The organism is Ochrobactrum chromiisoli, assembly GCF_026241335.1.
In the GTDB taxonomy this organism is placed as follows: Bacteria; Pseudomonadota; Alphaproteobacteria; order Rhizobiales; family Rhizobiaceae; genus Brucella; species Brucella chromiisoli.
In genome coordinates, this window is the sequence record NZ_JAPHAV010000011.1 from 89,560 (window position 1) to 110,263 (window position 20,704).

A 20,704-nucleotide genomic window follows, 5' to 3' on the forward strand; every position below is an offset into this window, starting at 1 on the left:
CTTCATCGACTTATGTTCCAACCGCCGACGACATGGCACCCGCGATAGAAATGCCAAGAGGCGTTGATTCCAAAGAACAGATTGCAGCCTATCAGATCATGTTGAACAGGGCTGGCGCGTCGCCCGGCGCAATCGATGGGCGTTCCGGCAGCAATGTCGACAAGGCTGCTGCGGCTTTTGGCGAAATCACGGGTAGATTTATCAATCCAGCCGATCCCGCAGCGGTTCAGACCGAACTGGAGAATACCGGCGGACCAGCTTTCAAGGATTACCTCATCACAAATGAAGATGTTGGCAGGCAGTTTGTTGCAGAAATCCCCGCTGACTACGCTTTGAAAGCCCAATTGCCAGCAATGGCTTATACCTCAGTCACGGAAATGCTTGCCGAGCGGTTTCAAATCGATGAGGGTTTCCTCAAAGAGATCAATCCAGGGGTGAATTTCAATCAACCAGGCTCGATCATCAAAGTTCCCAATCTCGGCAAAGCCAAACGCACGCCGATTGCCCATATCATAGCAGATAAAGGTCGCAAACAGGTTCGGGGCTATGGTTCAGATGGAAAGCTGAAGGTAGCCTACCCGTCAACGATCGGCTCTTCGGACACTCCTTCTCCTTCGGGCACGGTTCAGGTCAAACGAATAGCGATCAATCCCAATTATACATACAATCCCAGGATCAACTTCAAACAGGGAGCCAATGAAGGCGTTCTGACCATTCCGCCTGGGCCAAACGGTCCCGTCGGTACGGTATGGATTGCGCTTTCCAAACCCACTTACGGTATTCATGGCACGCCTGACCCTTCACGCATCGGCAAAACATCGAGCCATGGCTGCGTGCGTCTTACAAACTGGGATGCAGAAGAACTCGCAAGAATCGTCAAAACCGGCGTCCTGGTGGTGTTCACGGAATAAACGATCATAAATTGGCCCGCCCGTCTGATTGCTTTTTCGCAATCAGGCAATCGCTTCTAGCCCTTTTTTCTGAACAACCGTCAATAACCGTAGTGCCGGCCCTCCGGGCTTCTTCACTCCACGCTCCCAATCTGACACCAGACCCTTGCTCACATTGAGATAACGAGCAAAGACGGGCTGCGATATATGTTCACGCTCCCGGATGGAGCGGATCTCTTCCGGGGTAAGCGGCTCAATCGCGGTCAGGCAGACATCATCAAATTCTCGCATAGTCTGCTTGTCGATCGCGCCGACTTCAAACAGGCCCTCCATAGTTTCGTGGATGGCCGCCATTGCTTCGCTCTTATATTTCTTCACCATCGTCAACCTCCGAAAAACGTCCTCTCTCGATCAGCAGCTCCATTTGCTCTTTTGATAACGCAAGAAGTTCCTTTGCCATCTTCTTGAATTGAACTTCTTCATCGTCATCAATGTTGGCCTGCTCATTCTTTGCAAAGCCGAACACGAAAAATGCCCGCCGCTCCTACCTATATGGAATGATCGTGCGAAACCCACCCGACTTTCCCTGTCCTGCCCGGGCGACTCGTTGCTTAATGACACCGCCACCAAGATCGGCGTCTATCTGACCGCGCTCGGCACGACGCACCGCTTCTATCAAGGCGACGTCCGTAATCCTCTGCTTTCGAGCAAACCGCTCGAACCAGGCGTTCTTCAGAATCTGCACCGTCATCTACCCTGACTATATATATAACACCAAGCGTGACACTTCAAGGATTGTTGTTGTTCAATGACTGTCCCTGTGTGTCGGAATTCATTGCGATCCTGCCGATGCCAGACTTCCATTACCTTTCATCCCAGAAAACAAAAGCTGGCTGATGGAGAAGCCCCCTGCCCTCGCCTTTTGGGCAAGAGATCGCAAATAACCGCCTGGTGAACTGATGGTCGCCAGCTTCTGCAGGATCCAGGCAATGGCCGTCGATGCCGCTTCTACTCCCATGAAGCTTAGTGCTTCGCGATAGGCAGACTTGCTAATGCCAAGGAAGCCGGAAACGATCTGTGAAGCATCTTGAAGCTCTCGCCATGTGCTGATGCCGTGCGCTCCATATTCGCGAATATCCGGACATGTTCGCAGCACTTGATCGAGCGAAATGGAAGGTGAAACCCGAATGCGGTTCTCGTCTTCGAGGCTCTCAGGAACCGTCGTTTCCGAAGAAGACGCCTTCAAATCAATCTTTTTGTTATTTTGAGATTTAAAAAGGGATTCTGGCAGGGATTCATTATGCTGCCGCTCAAATTGAGCGACGCTGCCGCTCATTTCTGGAACAATTGCCATGTTTTTCAAAGCGATAACCAATTCATCGTATATGGCTGTCAGATTGGCTTTGATAATCATCAGCTCATCGAGGGATGCTCGGCGAGGAATAGCGTCTACAACGTCACGGAAGCGAACAAATAGCCCTTCAAGACCCTCAATAAAGTCACCGGACCCATCCGCGTTTTCTGAAAAAGCCGAAGCGATCTCTCTGCGCATGACGGACACTTCATCGCGAAGCCGTTTCAAGGCTTTTTGCTCCGCAAGGATTTTATCTGCGATACCGGCAATCTCAGATGCGCGATCAAGCAAGGGCGCAAAGGAAAAGCCGAAGGCAAGTTCAACGCCCCCTTCCCTGTCCTTATGCGCATAACGCTTGCGGGTTGGGCTATCTTTGCGCGCAATGATCCCGGCCTCAACCAATGAAGCCAGGTGACGGCGTAGCGTTGATTCAGGCATGCCGTGGGCACGCAGCGATAGTTGGCGATTGGATGGAAAAACGACGAGGCCGGTTTTCTCATTCATGTCGTCGTCAGGGAGAAATGACAAAAGCGAACTGAGCACAGCAAGGCAGCGATCATTGAGATCGAGTGCTGACTTGGCCACACAGAGCTGTTTGTAAATCACCCATCTGTTTACCCCCCTGCCCTGCTTATTCTGCAGTTCAGGATTTTGGGCGAAACTATTCCTTCGCCCGCGAAACACGGACGTGACAGTTCCCAGAATTTGCATTCCCTCTCACCTTTCAAAAGGCAAAAGAAATCCACCCGCCAAAATGACGCTTATGACTCTTGACACCGATTCGGGGAAATGCGATTCTCAGTCTGCTAAAACATCGAGAAGGGCTTCCACGACGGCAACGTTTGGGGGCCTTTTTCTTTTGCGGCTCAATCTCCATTCTTGGTTTCTGATTGCTTGAATTCCTCAAAGAGGATTTCAAGTCGCTCGGATAACCAATCGCCGAACGGTCTAGCTTTCTCGCTTTTGAAAGAGAAATCGACCTGTTTCGGCTTTTGACTCATCGTAATGGCAAATTCGCTAGATCCCCACGACTTTGCCGTTGGTGTGGTTCGTTCCTTTTTGACCGGCTTGCCTTTGGCATTCGCCGCAGTGAAGACCCGATTGAAACGCTCGTCGCTATCTATTGAACCAAAATCGTCTGAAGTTACGATTTCGGAAATTGCAGCGGCCTTACGTTCGACTAGAAGGCTTAGTTCAAGCCAGCGTTCGCGCCCTACCCCAGGAGCTGATCCTATAATGTTGACGAGTTGCGGCGAAATACGGGACGTTACGGAAATCATCTTGGAAACCGCTGCCGCATTAGCTGCTAGTGCGGAGGAGATTGTTTCACGGTCATATCCGAGTGTCTCAAGATTTTTTGCGAAAAGAGCTTTCTCAATGAAACTGAGATTTGCTCGAGCCGAATTCTCTTGTCCTTGCGCGATAATATGTGTTTTGTCGTCAAGTGCCTTTACAACTGCTCGAACATTGCGTCCGAGCTCGCGGGCTACCTTTACACGACGATGACCAAAGACGATCATAAAACGACCATCTATGCTTGGATGAGGACGAACGAGTATAGGACTGTCCTGTCCCCGTTCCTGGATAGCTTGAAGAAGCTGCTGATATTCTTCACCATCAGTACCAAGACGATCAGATACAAAAGAACTGTCTATAACATTTGGATCGAGGTCGACGACTTGCTCGCCTTCAAGGAAAGCGTCAGCTTGACGTGCAAGCTCATTAACAGAACGGATCATGGATTTGGATGCGCCACCGATCCGATAATTGGACGTCACTGGCTCTTCGGTTGACTCCGTAAGTCCCGCCAGAAGATTTTTCCTAGCCATTTCAATCTCCGTAATCGCTTATCTCACTGAATTTGCAATCATAAATGCTGAATTTGTCAGCAGACAAACTCATCTGCCCCAAGATTCGTGGATAAGGCCTTCAATTTCGCCATTGACGGCATCTAATGATTCAATTGCACGTTCATAGGTGGAACGTGTCATCGTGCTTTTTTCGACCTCATAGAGCGTTTGCTTTGTGATCCCTGCATCTGAGACAGCGGTTGATTTGACCATCTGGTTCTTGAGGATAAACTCGCCAAACAATGTCTGCAAAAAAGCCACCATCTGAGCCTGTGGCTGATCTGTTGGCTCGTATCTTGTTACAAGGTAGCGATACCATTCCAGATTTACCTCTGCGCCGGCAGCGCGGATAGGCTCGAGAATATTGCCAAGCATCAGGAGGAACTGGCCCATCGACATCACATCCAGCATCTGGGGATGTATCGTGATAAGAACTGCCGTGGCTGACGTGAGCGCCGTTATAGTCAGGTAGCCAAGCTGTGGAGGGCAATCAATGACGACGATGTCGTATTGATCGTCAACTTCTTCGAGGGCTTTCGAGATGCGGGTAAAGAATGATTTACCAGCATTCGAATTGCGGTCACTCATTGCGAGGGGGGTATCATATTCGAATTCCTGCAATTCCAAATTTGCAGGAACGATGTCCAGTCCAGGAAAGTTGGTGTTCTGAATAATTTCAGAGAGCGGCTTTTGCTCCTCATCATATCGGATCGCGTCATAGATTGAAGGGACCTGATCCAACTCCGGTTGAAACCCGTGCAGTGACGAAAGCGAGGCTTGAGGATCGAGGTCGATTGCCAAGACGCGATGACCAGTAAGAGCCAGATGTTGGGCCAGATGGGCGGTAGTTGTAGTTTTCCCAGAGCCGCCTTTGAAGTTAACGACCGCTATGACCTGAAGATGTTCGCCTGGCTTTCTGTGCGGGACGTAATTACGTGTTTCCGATCGACCGTTTTGATCAAGATACTGGCGAATGTCATGCATCTGCTCAGCGGTGTACGATCGCCGACCCGACGGCGAAGTTTCAGGAGCGGGGCCTTTGCCTTCCAAATGAAGTTTCTTAAGGTGACTCTGGCTTACACCTATATATTGTGATGCTTCTGCAAGAGAGAATGAACGAAGTGTCTTTTTTCCAGAATCTGGGAAGTTCTGAACGCTGAGCAAATGCAACTTCTTCGAAATTTGATCCCCTTGATCGAGGATGTGTTTTTCGAATTTAAGCGTGGCTTTCGGCTTTTTGAGCGAGATCTCGTTCATTACCCATTGATTTCCATAAAAACGATTTTTGGACAGAATGGCCAAACTAACCGTTATTATGTCCGATTCTTAGGGATCTGCAACAAATTTAAAGTTAATAATAAGTTAACGCCTTCGCGGGGTCTATAGCTCACGCTCCGGTCCGTTATCATATTGATTTAAAGTAATATTTTCCTACTTTTGTCGGCGGACAAAAATTACTGAGATTGGTTTTGTCTGGGAGCGAAACGTCACAAAGTTAAATGCAGACGAATAGTCAAGAACAGCAACAGCTAACGCCATGGATCATGATCCGTCGTTTTTTAAGGTGCGCTTCGGCAAAGCAAGCAACGTCACGGATCTCGGCGCGATGCCATCGCGCAATGTGCATCGGATCTGGAAAGCCTTGACATCCGCTCAGCGAAAAAAAGCTCAAGAACTCGGCCACAACGCGCTTGCAAATAGCGTGCTGCTTGATAGCGACACTGCGAGCTTCAATGTAATGCAGACTAAGCAAGCGATTTTGCTTGAAATAAACTACGTGAGTGGCGCACATTGCATGCAACTTCGGGGGGGATATGACGGTCGATCGAATTCAACTTTTGCGCAATGTCGGGCAGTTTGACAATGTCGCCACGGGAACGCAGCTGCCGTTCGGCAAGCTGACGCTCATATACGCGGAGAATGGCCGAGGCAAGACGACGCTGGCAACCATCCTTCGGTCGCTCAGCTCGGGTGATGCGGATCTAGTCAGCGAGCGAAAGCGCCTCGGAGCGCAACATCCGCCACATATCATCGTGGCCCGGCAGGGCATGGCACCTCACATGTTTCAAAACGGTGCCTGGAGCCAGCCGCTTCCGCATATTGCGGTCTTCGACGATGCCTTTGTGGCGCAAAATGTCTGCTCCGGCATCGAGATCGAAACGGCCCATCGCCAGAACCTGCATGAACTAATCCTCGGCGGGCAGGGGGTACAGCTCAATGCGACGGTGCTTCAGCATATCGCCGCGATAGAACAGCATAACCGGACGCTGAAGGAACGGACCGACGCCATTCCTGCAGCCATGCGCGGGGCGCTGACGGCCGATGCGTTCTGTGCACTCCAGGCCGATGCGCGGGTGGACGGCAAGATTGAAGAGGCGGAACGTCAATTGGCTGCTGCGCGGGCTGCCGACGCGGTCCAGCGCCAGGACGCGTTCCAGCTCGTGAGCCTGCCGGCATTCGACGCGGTTGCGATCAACAGCCTGCTCGCGCGGAATCTGCCCGCTCTGGAAGCCGCTGCCGCCGCCCAGGTTCAGGCGCATTTCGGCGTGCTCGGCCAGGGCGGCGAAGCTTGGGTCAACCAGGGGATGAGCCGCATCGGACCGGCTTCGGCCGGTGAAGATCACGAGGTCTGTCCGTTTTGTGCCCAAGATCTAAGAGGTTCGCCGCTCATTGCACATTACCAGGCGTATTTCAGCGCCGAATATCAGACGCTAAAGACGGACATCGCTACCGCGATATCGGGCGTCAACACCGCCCATGCCGGCGACATCCCGGCCGCATTCGAGCGCGGTATCCGCACCGCCGCGCAGACCAGCGAGTTCTGGACGCGCTTTACACAGGACGTCCCTGCGATCGGGGTTGATACAGCGGCAATTGCCCGCGTCTGGAACGCGGCGCGCACCGCTGTTGTGGCTGCGCTGCGGAGCAAGCAGGCTTCCCCGCTTGAGCCGTCGGCGCTTTCGGCTGAGGCGCAGGCTGCGATCGATGCCTATGAAGCCGCGCGTCGCGATATCGAGGCGCTCTCCGGAGGCCTGCAGGCCGCCAACGCAAATATCGCCATCGTCAAGGAGCGTGCGGCGGGCGCCAACCTTGCAGCCCTCACGGCCGACTTGCAGCGGCTTGTTCTAGTGCGAACACGCCATACACAACCTGCGACGGATCTCTGCACGGCCTATCTGGCCGAAAAGCAGGCTAAAACCGCAACAGAGACGCTGCGCGACAATGCCCGTGATGCGCTCGACCAGTATCGCCAGAGAGTCTTTCCGGCCTACCAGACGGCCATCAACGTCTACCTCCAACGATTCAATGCGGGGTTCCGCATCGGCGCTGTTGCTTCGGTCAACAGCCGTAGTGGTTCGTCGGCCAATTATAACGTTGTGATAAACAACGCCTCGGTCGCACTGACGGGAACCGGCCCGTCTTTCCACAACACCCTGAGTGCCGGCGATCGTAACACGCTGGCGCTCGCGTTCTTCTTTGCTTCGCTCGATCGCGACCCGTCGCTCGCCGACAAGATCGTCGTGATCGACGACCCCATGACGAGCCTCGATGAGCACCGCTCCTTGACCACCGTCCACGAAATGCGGGCGCTCCACGATCGCGTCAGCCAGATGATCGTGCTTTCGCACTCCAAGCCGTTCCTTCTTGGTGTCTGGAATGGCGCCGACCGGGCTGCAAGCCGTACTGCCATCCGGATCGCCCGGCAGGGTGCCGGATCAACCCTGTCCGCCTGGGACGTGACGCAGGACGCGGTCACCGAACATGACCGTAGGCATGCCCTCGTCAGCGACTATATTGCAAACGGCAGCCCGCAGACCGAACGCGAGGCGGCGCAAGCACTACGCCCGATCCTGGAGGCTTTCATGCGTGTCGCCTTCCCAGCGCACTATCCCCCGGAGACTTTGCTCGGTCCCTTCCTGGGACTTTGCCGGCAGCGCGTTGGAACTGCAGATGAGATTTTATCACAGGCCGACATCACAGAACTGGAAGCGCTTAAAGACTACGGTAATCGTTTCCACCACGATAGCAACGCGGCTTGGCAAACAGCCGTCATCAACGATCAGGAGCTTACTGGCTTTTGCAGACGCACCCTGGCGTTTGCACGCCGGTAACACGGACCCCCCAAGGGGAGGGGACCACAGGTTGCGGCAAAAGCCCATGCCTCGAGATAGGCCAGGTCCGAAGTCAGGGCACGCAGGGTGTTTTTCCCCTGCCTTCATTGACCAGATGGCGAAGCGTCTCGACATCTTGGTCGGTCAGAACGTCTGCGAGCCTATGGCAGCAAAACGTCGCACAGGATATCGGTCCCTTGGCTATCTGCTTGAATAGATCAGGGTCGTTACCTTTCGACCTGGAATGTGGAGCGGCCCTGCGCTTCCACGCATTACGATTTTCACGGATTGTGTGCGGATTCAGAGACTATGCAAGAAGTTGCGTGGTTTACATGGCGCTTGAAATCGCACCACGATGGTATTACCTTATCAAAATCTGGTATTACATAGGTGCGGCAATGACAACGACAGTGACATCGAAGGGCCAGGTCACGATCCCAAAAGCAGTTCGTGAATTGCTTGGGATCAGGCCTGGGACCAGAGTGGATTTTCATCGAACTTCTGATGGAGACGTATTTCTTGTTAAGGCTGATGCGCCAAAAACATTAAATCGCTTCCAGAAGCTGCGTGGTCACGCTGGCAAGGGGCTCGATACAGATGCAATTATGGCGCTGACACGCGGTGAAAAGTGACGCTCGTTGACACAAATGTTCTTCTGGATCTTGTGACAGATGATCCACAGTGGGCGGAATGGTCGATTGGACAACTCGAAACCGCAAGTTTGACGGGGCCATTGCTTATTAATGATGTGATCTACGCAGAACTTTCAGTTCGTTACGAGCGAATAGAGGAACTGGACCAATTTATTGAAACGGCCGGTCTTCAAATTACATCTTTTCCCAGAGAGGCACTTTTTCTGGCAGGCAAAGTCTTTACCCGATATCGAAGGGCAGGCGGCTCGCGAACTGGTGTGCTGCCCGATTTTTTCATTGGTGCACATGCTGCAGTACAAAAAATTCCACTTTTGACACGAGATGTCGGACGTTACCGGACATACTTTCCAACCGTCGTGCTGGTTACTCCCAACCTGCCGTGAATGGTGCAAGGATCGATGACTTTTATTCTACGACCGCAAGGGAAGGTCAAAGGTGGCTCTGGATCATGGGCAACGAGATCCTCTGACAGGTTGGCGCTAAGGCCAAACGAAATAAATATGCATGAAATCATCTGCCCGCATTGCAACAAGGCATTCAAGATTGATGAAGCAGGTTATGCAGATATCCTGAAACAGGTTCGCGATAGTGATTTCGACAAGCAACTGCATGAGCGTCTGGAGTTGGCTGAACAGAACAAGCGGAACGCGGTCGAGCTTGCACAGGCCAAGGTTAGCAGTGAACTGCAGAAAGCTGCTGCAGCCAGGGATACTGAAATTCAGAAACTGAAGGCGAGGCTCGAATCTAGCGAAGTCGCACAAACTCGCGGTAGCCGAGGCCTTAAGTGTCGTGGAAAAAGAACGTGATACCCTTCTGCACGACCTGGAAACTGCCAGACGAGAGCAGGAGGCTGCGTCAAAACTCGCCGAGGCGAAGCTTAATGCCGAACTACATAAAGCAGCTTCTATTAAGGACGCTGAGATTGAGCGTCTTAAGGCCAGGCTAGATGCGGGTGAGCTTTCACAGAAGATCGCCGTGACCGAAGGTGTCCTCGTAGTTGAGAAAGAGCGAGACGAGTTGAGAACGGTCTTGATCGTGTCGCACTTGAAAAGCAACTTGCTGAAACTGCCCTCAAGGACAAGTACGAAACGCAGCTTAAGGATCGCGACGAGGCTATTGAGCGTCTGAGTGATATGAAGGCGAAGCTATCGACAAAAATGATCGGTGAGACGCTGGAACAGCATTGCGCAACTGAGTTCGACCGCATTCGCGCCACTGCATTTCCCCGCGCTTATCTTGAGAAGAATAACGACGCGCGCAACGGCAGTAAGGGCGATTTATCTTTCGTGACGTGGACGATGCAGGTTCTGAAATTGTTTTGATCATGTTCGAGATGAAGAACGAGAACGAGGACACGGTCACAAAGAAGAGGAATGAAGACTTTTTCAAAGAGCTAGACAAGGATCGTAGCGCTAAGGGCTGTGAGTATGCGGTGTTGGTTTCACTGCTGGAGCCTGAGAGCAAACTTTATAATACAGGGATTGTAGACGTATCCCATCGTTTTCCGAAAATGTATGTTGTCAGACCACAATTCTTTATCCCAATAATTACGCTGCTGCGTGATGCGGCGATAAATTCGCTTAAATACAAGACAGAGCTGGCGCTGGTGAGAGCGCAAACGTAGACATCACCAACTTTGAAGCCCAACTTGAAGATTTTAAAACAGCATTTGGGAGAAACTGGCGTCTGGCTTCGGACGGTTTTGAGGAAGCAGTCAGACGCATCGATGAAGCGATCAAGGATCTGGAAAAAACGAAAGAAGCGCTTCACAAATCAGCCAACAATTTGCGGCTTGCAAATAATAAAGCCGAGGACCTGTCGGTCAATTCTTCACGTCGCTTGACACGCGGGAATCCGACAATGGCTGCAAAATTCTCTGAATTGAAGCAGAATATGTCTGATCCTGAATGATATGGGCAAACTTAATTGATGTATGGGTTCCAATGCCCTTGGTCGGCACATGCCTCACAGCAGCCGTGACGCTCGTCCACTGCGCCGTTTGGCATTGTTGTAATAGTCTGATGCCTGTTGCACGGAGCGATGACGGGATTGCTCCATGGCTTCGGGGAGGGGAATGCCACGATTGGCGGCTTCGGTGAGATAGCCGGAGCGCAGACCATGGGCAGAAAATTCCGCAGGGTCGAGACCCGCCATTTGCGCGCGCCGCTTGACGATGGCGTTGACGGCACTGGGTTCCAGTGCCCGCGTGGAAACATTGCCCCATCGATCGACTTTTCGAAACACGTTGCCTTTGTCGATCCTGGCTGCCTTCAGCCATCGGGTGAGGGCATCGACGGGACGTCCGGTCAGATAAACAATTTCATCCTGTTCGACGCCACTGGTTTTGGTACGGCCAAGATGGATGCCAAGCGAGGGGAGGGGAGAGCCTTCTTCATCGGTGACAGGTGCCTGTTTGACGAGTTGCTCTGTGCGCAGGCCTGCTATTTCGCTGCGTCGGCGGCCACCGGAGGCAAAGGCCACCATCAGGATGGCCCGATCACGCAAGGCGGTGAGATCCTCGCCGGAACAGGTTGCCAGCAGCTTGCCCAGAATATCGCCGGTAATCGCATTGGCACTCTTGCGGCTGCGCGGCCGGTTCAGGGCGCGCACCGCAAGCCGGATTGCCGATTTGACGGAAGGCGATGAAAACGCACCCTCCAGGCCGCGCCAGCGGGTCAGCGTCGACCAGTTGGCAAGACGGCGGCGCACGGTTGCCGGTGCATGCGGTCCCGACACGCGCAGAAAGCCTTGTCGGCGCAATTCCTCTTCCACGTCGGCTGGCATGCCGTGATCGGGTTCAATCTCGCGTTGCTGCGGCCGCCAGAGATGATGGGCAACGAATTTCAGGAGCAGGGCTTCCGGCGCCGGAAAGGGGAGGGGGCTGCCGGTTGCGGCCATTGACCATGCTTCGAGATAGGCCAGATCCGAGGTCAGCGCACGCAGCGTGTTTTCGCCCATGCCTTCATTGACCAGATGGCGCAGCGTCTCGACATCCTCATTCGTCAAAATCTCGGCCAGCATGTCGCGCCGGTTCATCGGCAAAACGGCGGCAATCGTATCGAGTGTTTCGGCACGCCGTTCGACGGCGGTGACGGACGTTGATGGCAAGGTCAAGACTCCCTGATGGGCCGGAAAGCGGGCTTTCTGTGGCGCGGCCTTGCCCCAATATTTATTGATTTGCGGCTTCAAATCAATCACATCCGATAACCTATACTTATCGGATGTTAGACCCTCAACCCACCGCCATCACCAGTGCCGGACATTAAATCCCCACTGGATTCCGTTTGAGACTTTGTTTACTATAAATTCAATGCGTTACGATCCCGACCCATTGCCTCTGAAGACCTTGATGCCGCCGCTGGCGCGAGCCAGTGAAGCTTTGGCGCGGCTCGACGAACGACTTGCTCATTCCCCGGTCGGCACCGGACTGATCGAACGGTTGCATTTCGCCGATGCCTGTGCCTCGTTGTGGCTCGACGGCGAACTCGTCGAAATGGAAGACCTCGTCCTTCATGAGGCGGCGCGCGATATTCGCTCACCCAGCCACCAACTCACCATTGCCCGCGACGTGTTGCAGACAAGGCGGCGCATTGCAGCGCAGGCGCCGGACTGGGCGCTGAGCCCAAACGGCTTGCGCAGTCTCCGGGTTGGCGGGCAGGCGGGGCCCGGATCCGCTCCTGGGAATGGTGGCATCATCGCGGAGAGCGAAAACGTCGCGGTGTCCGATGCGGCAGTCGATCGGCAGGAACGCGACGGGGAGGGGAGAAAACATCGTCTGGATGGCGGGCTCGACCTGCCCGGCATCGATCTTGACGCCATTGATGCGGTGCTGGCCCGTTCCGAAGGCGTTCTCGCCAGCGCAAAAGAACCGCGCCGATCTGTGCAGCGCGAGACGGACCCGCTGATCCGCGACCCTGACTGGGATGAGGACGAACGGCTCGACGAATGGCGAACCGTGTTGCGTTCGGTCCGCGATTTGCCGCCGGTGCTGCAGGCCATCCTGGCGCTTGATGCCTGGAGCGAACTCGCGGTTTTGCAGCGGGCGCCGTGGCTGGGCCGCTTGCTGGCAGCCTCATTGCTGCGGCGCGACGGGCTGACCACACAGGCGCATTTGTTAGCCTTCAATATGGGCCTGAAAACCGTCCGCGTCGAACGGCGGCGTCATCACCATTTCGAAACCCGGCTATTCGCCAGTCTCGAGGGCCTGATGGCCGCGATTGAGCTTGGGTTCAAGGAACATGACCGGCTGCTGCTGGCGCGCCAGATGCTGGAGCGGCGGCTGACCGGCCGTCGCGCCTCGTCCAAACTGCCCGGTCTGATCGAGCTGGTGCTGGCGAGGCCCCTGGTTTCGGCCGGCATGATTGCCGCGGAACTCGACATCACGCCCCGCGCCGCGCTTCGTCTGGTCGAAGAGCTCAATCTGCGCGAAATGACGGGGAGGGGGCGGTTTCGGGCGTGGGGTGTGATGTAGTTGCGGCTATGAACTTGTTGATCGAATGCAGCCAACTTCTTCTCAATGTACAATCTTAGAACTGCAAAAGGCAGAGTCCTATCCGAAATTCGAGCGGAAACTGGAAGGACGGCGAACATCCTCAAAACTGCCGGAGCTGGTTGAGCTGGTGATGGCGAAACCGTTGGTGTCGGCCGGGATGGTGGCGAAAACGCTCGAGGTCACGCCGCAGGCGGCGCGGCGGATCGTTTTGGAGCCGGGTCTGCGGGAGATGACGGGGAGGGGGAGGTTTCGGGCGTGGGGGATTGTCTAGTCGCGAGACGATCGGCGCGCTTCGCTCGTTTTCGGGCTATCAACCAACGCCTGAGGTGTCCTCGACCTATTTCGCCACGAGGGAGTTTCTGTCCCACGCCGGGTTCGCGACGCCATGCGATCTGCCCCACGCTAAGAAGGAACTTAGCTCAACCGTGAGGAGCGCCTCTTCATGTCGCAGGTTTCGATCGTTTGCGACGAAGCGGGTTGGTGAAGACGTGAAAGGTGTGCGTCTCGGTCCCGAGGCCACAGAACGGTCTCCTGCCCTTCGAAGTTGGAAGGTCCGTTCGCGCGCCCATTCCGGACGAAAAGCGTGAGTGACTGTGCAGTTTTCGTAAGGTTGGCGGAAATCTATATACAATCATTGATATACATGATTCTGATATCAGCCTGGCCACGTCGGAATCAACTCGGGGGAATGCGTGGGGCTCTACGAACGATGGTGCGATGCCACCAGAGAAAAGGATAAGCGCAAGCGTTACTGGACCTATATCGAGAAGGATGGAGGCCGAGACGATATTCGAGACGACCTCGCCGAGACCATCCGCTCGCACTACGACCGCCTCGAACGCATCGCCGATGACGTAAAGCGGCTCGGCTACAATGTTGCTGCCACAATCCTTAGCGAGGCAATGCCTCAAACGCCAAAGGGCCGTTCTGGCGATCTTGGTGAAATTCTTGCGACGGAGTTGGTGGAAGAAGAGATCGGCCTGCGCGTTCCTGTACGCCGTCTTCGCTACAAGGATGGCCGCAACATGGCCATGCGCGGCGATGACTTTATAGGCGCTGGCTACGACGGGGCTGGCGAAAAGCTCTGGCTCCTGAAAGGCGAGGCCAAGAGCAATGAGAGGCTTGGGAAGGCTACCGTCACGAGCGCCCGCAAGGTGCTCGACCGTGACAACGGGCGCTGTACACCCGATTCTCTGCTGTTCGTCGCCAATCGCCTGCTCGACAGCAACGACCTGGACGACAATGCATTGGGCCGAAGCCTCCGCGACGAGGTGGGATTGAAGTCTCTCCGCGCCGATCGCATCGACCACATGCTCTTCACTGTCTCGGGCAATGGTCCGCATGCTTCGCTGAAGGACGACCTCCAAGCTACGGGAACCAACCGAGACCACTACGTGGTGAATATTCACGTCGAAGATCACCAAGGCTTCATCAAGGCGATGTATCAGGAGGCGGAAGATCTTGGAGACGATTGACGAGCTGACCACTTTTCTGGAGGCCGCAACTGTCGACGGCATTCTTGGGCGTCTCCTCTATCGCGGCGCCGCCTGGTCACTGATGCGCGAGGAAGGTGTCCTGCCGGCCAATGCTCCACCGCTCGGCGTGACAATCGAGACCGATCTTGCAGAGCACGCCTTTGCCCTGCTTCGAGGTGCGATGGCGCTACGCGCTCAAGCTGGCCCCTCGGAATTGACTAGCAAGGCGTTTGAACGTGCCGCCAACGCCTTCGAAGCCCTTGTACGCAACGGCGATCCGGGGGCGGCCGATCGCGGTTTCCGCCGGATGCTGGCTGCCGCAACCTATCACCTTGCCGGTTTCTCGGCCGTCGCCTATTCGCTCTTCAACGAGACCGCGGAGGACCTCAACTTATCGCCGGGCGAGGCGGCAATCAGGCACCTAATCCTGCGCGATCTCGGCGAAATGCGTGCTTTCGTCCGTGATTGGCTGAATGATGCCGCCCATGGAGATGAGCAGATTGCCGAGGTGCTTCGCGGCGAAGAACCCGACATCGATGAGGTTCTGTCGACCATACTCAACACGACAATCTGTCGCGCTCTCGCACATTTTGATTTCGCGCTCGAGACAGGTGAACCCGAGCCGATCGAGGATGCACGTGCATTGCTGCGGACCGCAGTCAGTCTTGCGGACAACGCCGAGAATGTCCCCCTGTGGTGGATTTCGAACCTCTGTCTCCACCTGATCGATGACCTCTGGCAACACTCGCTACACCAGATCCTACCGACCGAGCCTCCGGACGGAACGGAGGAAAGATACCCGGATCTGCGGCGGCTGTTCATCTCGTCGCTCTACGCCCGCAAGACATCCGAGGTAGAGCTGTGGCCATCGCAACGCGAAGCGGCCCGGCGTTCCACTGACGTTACCGACGATCTCGTCGTCGCCTTACCGACTAGTGCCGGCAAGACGCGTGTGGCGGAGATAGCAGCACTGATGACCTTGTCGTCGGCCCGCCGGGTGCTGATCGTCACACCGCTACGCGCCCTCTCCGCGCAGACCGAACGCTCTTTCAGAAAGACTTTCGCGCCGCTCGGGTTAAGCGTCTCTTCGCTCTATGGCGCGAGCGGTGTTTCGGCTGGTGACGAGGATGCCTTGCGAACCCGCGAGATCATCATCGCCACGCCCGAGAAGCTCGACTTTGCGCTGAGAAGCGACCCTTCGCTCATCGATGACGTCGGCCTGATCGTCCTGGATGAGGGACATATGATCGGCCCGAGCGAGCGCGAAATCCGATACGAGACGTTGGTACAGCGTCTGCTTCGACGTGCGGACGCGGGCGACCGCCGAATTGTATGTCTTTCCGCTATATTGCCGAGTGGCGACGAACTCCACGATTTGACAGCGTGGATCCGCTCGGACGAACCGGGCGGGCCGGTACGGTCCGACTGGCGCCCCACGCGTCAGCGGTTCGGCGCACTAACCTGGCGGGGTAAGGACGCGATGCTTCGGCTAGACCTTGATGAGAACGGTCCCTTTCTCGACAAATTTGTTGCCGAAAAGCCCCCACTAGGGAGGGAGAAAAATTCTTATCCCCGCCAGAACTCGCATCTCACTCTGTTTGCAGCGTGGGAGTTCGCAGGCCAAGGCAAGCGGACTTTGATCTTTTCCACCCAAGCGAATTGGGTCGAGAGCTACGGCAAACAGGTCGTCGACCTCTGCAAGCGCGGCTATCTTCAGTCCCTTCTGGACGATGAAGGGTCGATCGCCCGCGCCCTGGAGATCGGAAAGGAATGGCTCGGCGAGGAACATCCCGCAGTTGCCTGCCTGAAAGTGGGCGTTGCCATTCACCACGGTCGGCTTCCAAGTCCATTCCTGCGTGAGCTGGAATCGTTGCTTTCCGAGGGAACGCTAAAGGTGATCATCGCATCACCGACGTTGTCGCAAGGCCTTAACCTGAACGCCGCTGTGCTACTGGTGCCCACGTTGTATCGGGCGTCAGAAAAGATCCAGGGAGAGGAGTTTGCGAATGTCGCCGGCCGCGCGGGCCGCGCCTTCGTGGATGTCGAAGGGCTCATTGTCCACGTAATGTTCGACAGGGTCGATTGGCGAAAGAGGGAGTGGCGAAAGCTCGTTGCTTCAGCCAAAGCCCGTACGCTCAAGAGCGGTCTCATCCAAATCGTCGCCGAGATTCTGGAGCGACTTTCGCGGGAAGGAATTCTCGATCGCGAAGATGCCTGGGAATATCTCGCCAACGCCCGTGAAGCCTGGAGATCGCCTGGGGAGGAAGCTTCTTTGGCAGAGCGCTTGGCAGCGTCGAGACAAAATGATGCTGATGTGACTGACATCGATAGTGACGACGATGATGCCGAGCGGGAGGAGTCTATTGAAGAAGAGCCGCTTTCTCAGATCGTCGAACGTCTCGATGCGACCGTATTTGGCCTGATAGAAGCGCTTGACTCAGATAGCGCCGACCTGTCGAAACTCCTGGATGATGCTCTCAAAGGATCGCTCTGGGCCCGGCAGATCGCCCGCGAGGAAGAGGACGTCGCTCCGCTCCATAAAATGGTGTTGGAGGCGCGTGCCAGCCTAATCTGGAAGACCACGACGGCGCCTGCAAGGCGGGGGCATTTTGCCATGGGTGTTGGACTTGAGGCCGGTCTTGCAATCGATGCAATGGCTGACGTGCTGGCCGAGCTCCTTGACCGGGCCGATGGCGCAGCGCTGGCCGGCGATATCGACGTGCTTGTCGATGCCCTCAGCGGCCTCGGCGAGCGTCTGCTTTTCATGCGGCCCTTCATTCCGAGCAAGGCGAATGCGCTTCCTGCGAACTGGACGGTGATCCTGCGCAGTTGGGTGGCTGGCGAGGATGTTTCCACGATAGGGCCACAGAATATGCGCGCCGTGGAGGAGGCGTTCATCTATCGATTGGTCTGGGCACTCGAGGCTGTGCGTACCCGCCGCATGTCGCTCGGGTGGTCGCCGGAAACGGTAGCCGGGGGCGCTGCAGCATCCGTTGAAACTGGCGTTCCGCAACTCATGATGTCGATGCTTATCCGCGCGGGACTCCCATCGCGGCGCGCGGCGATGGAGGCGATCGAGGATGCGAAGCCGGCCTTTGTTAGTCCGGCCGAGATGCGAGCCTGGCTCGAATCCGACGAGATCACCGCCTATACCGACGCCGGCAACTGGCCGACTCCTGACACGGCCGCTCTTTGGGCGCGTTTTCGAACGGAAGCACTCAGTGGCGGCATCCAAAAGTGGTCGGTCGAACACTACAGTCGTCTGCTTGATATCGAGGTAGCCCCGCCTGCTGACCTCTATCGGATAGTTACCGACGAGGGTGACGGGCGGACCTGGTTGGCCACACCTGACTATCGGCATATCGCTGCCTTTAGGAAGCCAGCCGTCGATCCCAAGCCCAGTCTTTTTTCAGGCCGGTTGTCGGGGAACACGAGGCTGGTGGAGGCCCTGCGTATCGGTCGAGGCAAATTACGCTGGCCGAAGGCGGATACCTGATGAGGTCGGTCATCAGGTCGTACATTCGGTGCGGTGATCACCAAAGCGTGCACTCGGCAAAGATCGAGTGCCTGGCTCGATGCGACGGTTGCACGGCCGTCTTTGCTTTGCCTAAGGGGACAGGACATGGCGGGTGACATTCGAACCCTACTTATGAGTCTGCTGCAGGGGATGACCCACACCCAGTTGAGCGAGGAGCCGTCGCGAATTGCCGGACTGGTGGTGCCCAGCGAGGATGGACTGTCGAAGCGGCAGCGTATCGATATGGCCCTTTCGCCCCTTTCAGAGGCACAACTGGCGCAGTTTGCACTAAAATTTGCTGCCCACCACGGCGACGTCGATCTCGACGAAGCCGGCCGAAAGGTTCTCGAGGCGGGCGAGCCGCTTCTCTCGCAGATCACACGGCGAGATGTCGCCCGCGCTTTCGGGGACGATCTCGCGGGCGAGCGTAGCACGGTGGAGATGGTCGGACGCTACTTCCCTCTCTCCTCCCCCATCGATGATTTCCTTGGCAGCAACGGTCGAAGCTTGCGTGACCGTGTTGATCGCCACATGGATCAAAACCCCGGTGACTGGTCGGTGGAGCATCTCTTTGGTGAAATCGGTGCGTTTGATTGCTCCATAGCACGCTTCGCCGCTTTGCTGGAGGAGGCCGTCCACCCTCTTTCAAGGTCGGGTGACGATCAGCTTCAGATGATCGGCGCTATCAACAAGATCCTTGAACGCGACGGTTACGAGCTGGCACAAAAAAGCGAACTCTCAGGCCATCCGATCTTCGGGTTCCGTGCTATCGTGAGAGGGGTGGGTGGTCGACCCAAAAACTTGATCTTTGCCTCCCGGGGAAAGAAGCCAGAGATCGGCTTTGCCGACGCCATCAACAATGACATCGTCATTCTATCTGGTGAGGAGAGCTGTTTGGTCTATGAACGACCGATCGGTTCGAACGGCCTTCGTTGGTCCGAGCTCGTCGACTGGTGGAGCGATGTCACACCAGGCGGGAACGCAGCGAGTCTCGGAGCGCGTTTGCAGGAATCTTTAGCCTCGGAAGCTGAACGGAGGCTTTTCGCCGGCTACTTCAAGGCGTACCGATCGGACCTGGGTGAGGCGCTACCGGCGCTCCTCCCACAAGTTTATCTTCATTATGACCCTGCTGTTGTGAAGACCCTGCGTCACCGCCTTCCACTTCCACGTCAACGCATGGATTTTTTGCTGCTTCTTCCCGGAAGGCAGCGCGTCGTGGTCGAAGTTGATGGCCAGCACCATTTCGCGGAAAACGATCGTCCATCATTGAAGATCTATGCTGAAATGGTGTCAGCAGATCGCGAGCTGCGCCTTGCTGGATATGAAGTCTATCGTTTCGGAGCGAACGAACTCGTCGGGGCCGGCGCTGAAGTGAGGGTGACCGACTTCTTCGAAAAGCTCTTCCGATTGCATCGAGTTCGACAGTAACAGATGTGTGGGGCATTGGGAAATTCGAGCTTTCAGCAGCCCTATCGGCTCCGAACATAATCAATGAGACGGTCCACGAACCCTCCCCTCGCGCAATCGGCCTGGGGCAGGTCTGCCGTTGGATCGAAGAATGCTTTCAGCATATAGCTTCCGATCTCTAGCGCTTCACTTTCGTCGGTCAAGCCGGAGAACTGTTCGAAAGCCTGACCCAGTCGTTGCGCAGCGTGCGGATGGGTTGTGCCGCCGCGGCGTACATCGTCGATAAGGCCGATCCATATGAAGGCTACGCAGATCGCAAGCGTCCGGAACTCGCGTTCCTTTGCATCCATGACCTTTGCGAGGATCCAATCCACGGCCCAGGCGTCAGCCTCGAATTCTTGTTGGTGAGCTTGGGGAGAGTCTGGCAAGTGCTTTTGCACGATATGACCGCACTCGTGCAGCAGCACGACGCTGGCCGCCGCCAGGAATAGATTGGTAACGAGTCCATCCGGCGTAGAAAGCGGGGCCGCGTGATATGGAGCAGGCAAATCCTCGCTCCAGGATGCCGCCGAATCCCTGATGAGGGCGACGGCAGCGTGCTTGAATTCCACCACTTCGGAGCCCGGTCCACCCGGCTCGATGACGATCGTTGATTTGTCCGCCGCAGCGGCAGCCCTCACGAGGTTCATCATCGCGAGCACCGCGGCGGCTACCGCCCATATGCTCAGCATCGCCGCGTAGGTCCCCGTGATTTTCTTTTCCAACGGATAAGCGGTAAAGTTTGCCCGTCCCGCGTTGATGTCCAGCGGCCACGGCTCTCCCTGCATTTCCCTGACCAGCTCGTCAACACGCTCCGGTGCGATCCGAAACGGACTTTGAGCAAGCAAGTGGACAAAGCCTTGCATCAGTCGTTCAGCATCAGTCATTCGAGCCACCTCCCAGATCGCGTGCGGG

At 55.8% G+C, this 20,704-nt stretch carries 16 protein-coding genes and 5 pseudogenes; 13 read left to right on the plus strand and 8 right to left on the minus strand.

What is annotated here, in order from left to right; all coding sequences use genetic code 11:
- Positions 1-14: 14 nt before the first annotated feature.
- Positions 15-911, plus strand: a pseudogene (locus OPR82_RS17330) (L,D-transpeptidase); the annotation flags it as partial.
- 42 nt (positions 912-953) lie between these two features.
- Here the strand turns inward: OPR82_RS17330 and OPR82_RS17335 are convergent.
- The 5 genes and pseudogenes from OPR82_RS17335 to repA form a co-directional block, all read right to left on the minus strand.
- Complete coding sequence (locus OPR82_RS17335) at positions 954-1,271, minus strand: helix-turn-helix domain-containing protein (protein ID WP_094515339.1); 318 nt, start codon at positions 1,269-1,271, stop codon at positions 954-956.
- Positions 1,255-1,641, minus strand: a pseudogene (locus tag OPR82_RS17340) (type II toxin-antitoxin system RelE/ParE family toxin). The gene OPR82_RS17335 and the pseudogene OPR82_RS17340 overlap by 17 nt, the downstream one beginning before the upstream one ends.
- Before the next feature lie 81 nt (positions 1,642-1,722).
- Entirely contained in the window at positions 1,723-2,955 is a 1,233-nt protein-coding gene (gene repC / locus OPR82_RS17345) for a plasmid replication protein RepC (RefSeq protein ID WP_094544331.1), read from the minus strand.
- A 155-nt stretch (positions 2,956-3,110) separates the two neighbouring features.
- The gene (gene repB, locus OPR82_RS17350) at positions 3,111-4,073 is read right to left on the minus strand and encodes a plasmid partitioning protein RepB (RefSeq protein ID WP_094515337.1); all 963 of its coding nucleotides are present in this window, start codon (positions 4,071-4,073) and stop codon (positions 3,111-3,113) included.
- A gap of 69 nt (positions 4,074-4,142) precedes the next feature.
- Positions 4,143-5,351 carry a plasmid partitioning protein RepA gene (repA, locus tag OPR82_RS17355; RefSeq protein ID WP_094515336.1) on the minus strand — a complete coding sequence of 403 codons (1,209 nt, stop codon included), beginning with the start codon at positions 5,349-5,351 and terminating at the stop codon, positions 4,143-4,145.
- Between the two features lie 280 nt (positions 5,352-5,631).
- Between repA and OPR82_RS17360 the strand changes: the two genes are divergently transcribed.
- Both OPR82_RS17360 and OPR82_RS17365 read left to right on the plus strand, forming a co-directional pair.
- The gene (locus tag OPR82_RS17360) at positions 5,632-5,955 is read left to right on the plus strand and encodes a hypothetical protein (protein WP_094544332.1); all 324 of its coding nucleotides are present in this window, start codon (positions 5,632-5,634) and stop codon (positions 5,953-5,955) included.
- The gene (locus tag OPR82_RS17365; protein ID WP_265986203.1) at positions 5,909-8,206 is read left to right on the plus strand and encodes an AAA family ATPase; all 2,298 of its coding nucleotides are present in this window, start codon (positions 5,909-5,911) and stop codon (positions 8,204-8,206) included. The genes OPR82_RS17360 and OPR82_RS17365 overlap by 47 nt, the downstream gene beginning before the upstream one ends.
- A gap of 2 nt (positions 8,207-8,208) precedes the next feature.
- On the opposite strand, the pseudogene OPR82_RS17370 reads toward OPR82_RS17365, so the two are convergent.
- Positions 8,209-8,369 (minus strand): annotated as a pseudogene (locus OPR82_RS17370) (integrase); the annotation flags it as partial.
- A 235-nt stretch (positions 8,370-8,604) separates the two neighbouring features.
- Here OPR82_RS17370 and OPR82_RS17375 point away from each other — a divergent pair.
- The 5 genes and pseudogenes from OPR82_RS17375 to OPR82_RS22735 all read left to right on the plus strand — a co-directional run bounded on the left by OPR82_RS17375 (position 8,605) and on the right by OPR82_RS22735 (position 10,770).
- Positions 8,605-8,838, plus strand: a complete 234-nt coding sequence (locus OPR82_RS17375) for an AbrB/MazE/SpoVT family DNA-binding domain-containing protein (protein ID WP_265986224.1) — start codon at positions 8,605-8,607, stop codon at positions 8,836-8,838.
- The gene (locus OPR82_RS17380; protein ID WP_094515334.1) at positions 8,835-9,242 is read left to right on the plus strand and encodes a type II toxin-antitoxin system VapC family toxin; all 408 of its coding nucleotides are present in this window, start codon (positions 8,835-8,837) and stop codon (positions 9,240-9,242) included. Before OPR82_RS17375 ends, OPR82_RS17380 begins: the two co-directional genes overlap by 4 nt.
- Positions 9,243-9,359: 117 nt before the next feature.
- Positions 9,360-9,665, plus strand: coding sequence for a hypothetical protein (locus OPR82_RS22725; RefSeq protein WP_235819122.1), 306 nt, complete (start codon positions 9,360-9,362; stop codon positions 9,663-9,665).
- Positions 9,649-9,987, plus strand: coding sequence for a hypothetical protein (locus OPR82_RS22730; RefSeq protein ID WP_235819123.1), 339 nt, complete (start codon positions 9,649-9,651; stop codon positions 9,985-9,987). The genes OPR82_RS22725 and OPR82_RS22730 overlap by 17 nt, the downstream gene beginning before the upstream one ends.
- Positions 9,984-10,770 (plus strand): annotated as a pseudogene (locus OPR82_RS22735) (DUF2130 domain-containing protein). Before OPR82_RS22730 ends, OPR82_RS22735 begins: the two are co-directional and overlap by 4 nt.
- A 54-nt stretch (positions 10,771-10,824) precedes the next feature.
- On the opposite strand, the gene OPR82_RS17390 reads toward OPR82_RS22735, so the two are convergent.
- Positions 10,825-11,895 (minus strand): site-specific integrase, encoded by a 1,071-nt coding sequence (locus OPR82_RS17390; protein WP_094574561.1) that lies wholly within the window; start codon positions 11,893-11,895, stop codon positions 10,825-10,827.
- Positions 11,896-12,160: 265 nt separating this feature from the next.
- Here OPR82_RS17390 and OPR82_RS17395 point away from each other — a divergent pair, with 265 nt between their 5' ends.
- The 5 genes and pseudogenes from OPR82_RS17395 to OPR82_RS17415 all read left to right on the plus strand — a co-directional run bounded on the left by OPR82_RS17395 (position 12,161) and on the right by OPR82_RS17415 (position 19,771).
- On the plus strand, positions 12,161-13,330 hold the full coding sequence (locus tag OPR82_RS17395) for an RHE_PE00001 family protein (protein ID WP_265986225.1): 1,170 nt from the start codon (positions 12,161-12,163) through the stop codon (positions 13,328-13,330).
- 88 nt (positions 13,331-13,418) lie between these two features.
- Positions 13,419-13,622: pseudogene (locus OPR82_RS17400) on the plus strand (helix-turn-helix domain-containing protein); the annotation flags it as partial.
- Positions 13,623-14,043: 421 nt separating this feature from the next.
- Positions 14,044-14,826: a HamA C-terminal domain-containing protein gene (locus OPR82_RS17405; RefSeq protein ID WP_151592406.1), complete on the plus strand. Its 783-nt coding sequence runs from the start codon at positions 14,044-14,046 to the stop codon at positions 14,824-14,826.
- Positions 14,813-18,322 carry a DEAD/DEAH box helicase gene (locus OPR82_RS17410; RefSeq protein WP_151592408.1) on the plus strand — a complete coding sequence of 1,170 codons (3,510 nt, stop codon included), beginning with the start codon at positions 14,813-14,815 and terminating at the stop codon, positions 18,320-18,322. Before OPR82_RS17405 ends, OPR82_RS17410 begins: the two co-directional genes overlap by 14 nt.
- 126 nt (positions 18,323-18,448) lie before the next feature.
- Positions 18,449-19,771 carry an AbiJ-related protein gene (locus tag OPR82_RS17415; RefSeq protein WP_151592410.1) on the plus strand — a complete coding sequence of 441 codons (1,323 nt, stop codon included), beginning with the start codon at positions 18,449-18,451 and terminating at the stop codon, positions 19,769-19,771.
- A 41-nt stretch (positions 19,772-19,812) separates the two neighbouring features.
- Here OPR82_RS17415 and OPR82_RS17420 read toward each other — a convergent pair whose 3' ends face one another.
- Complete coding sequence (locus OPR82_RS17420; RefSeq protein ID WP_151592412.1) at positions 19,813-20,676, minus strand: phage exclusion protein Lit family protein; 864 nt, start codon at positions 20,674-20,676, stop codon at positions 19,813-19,815.
- Between the last annotated feature and the right edge of the window lie 28 nt (positions 20,677-20,704).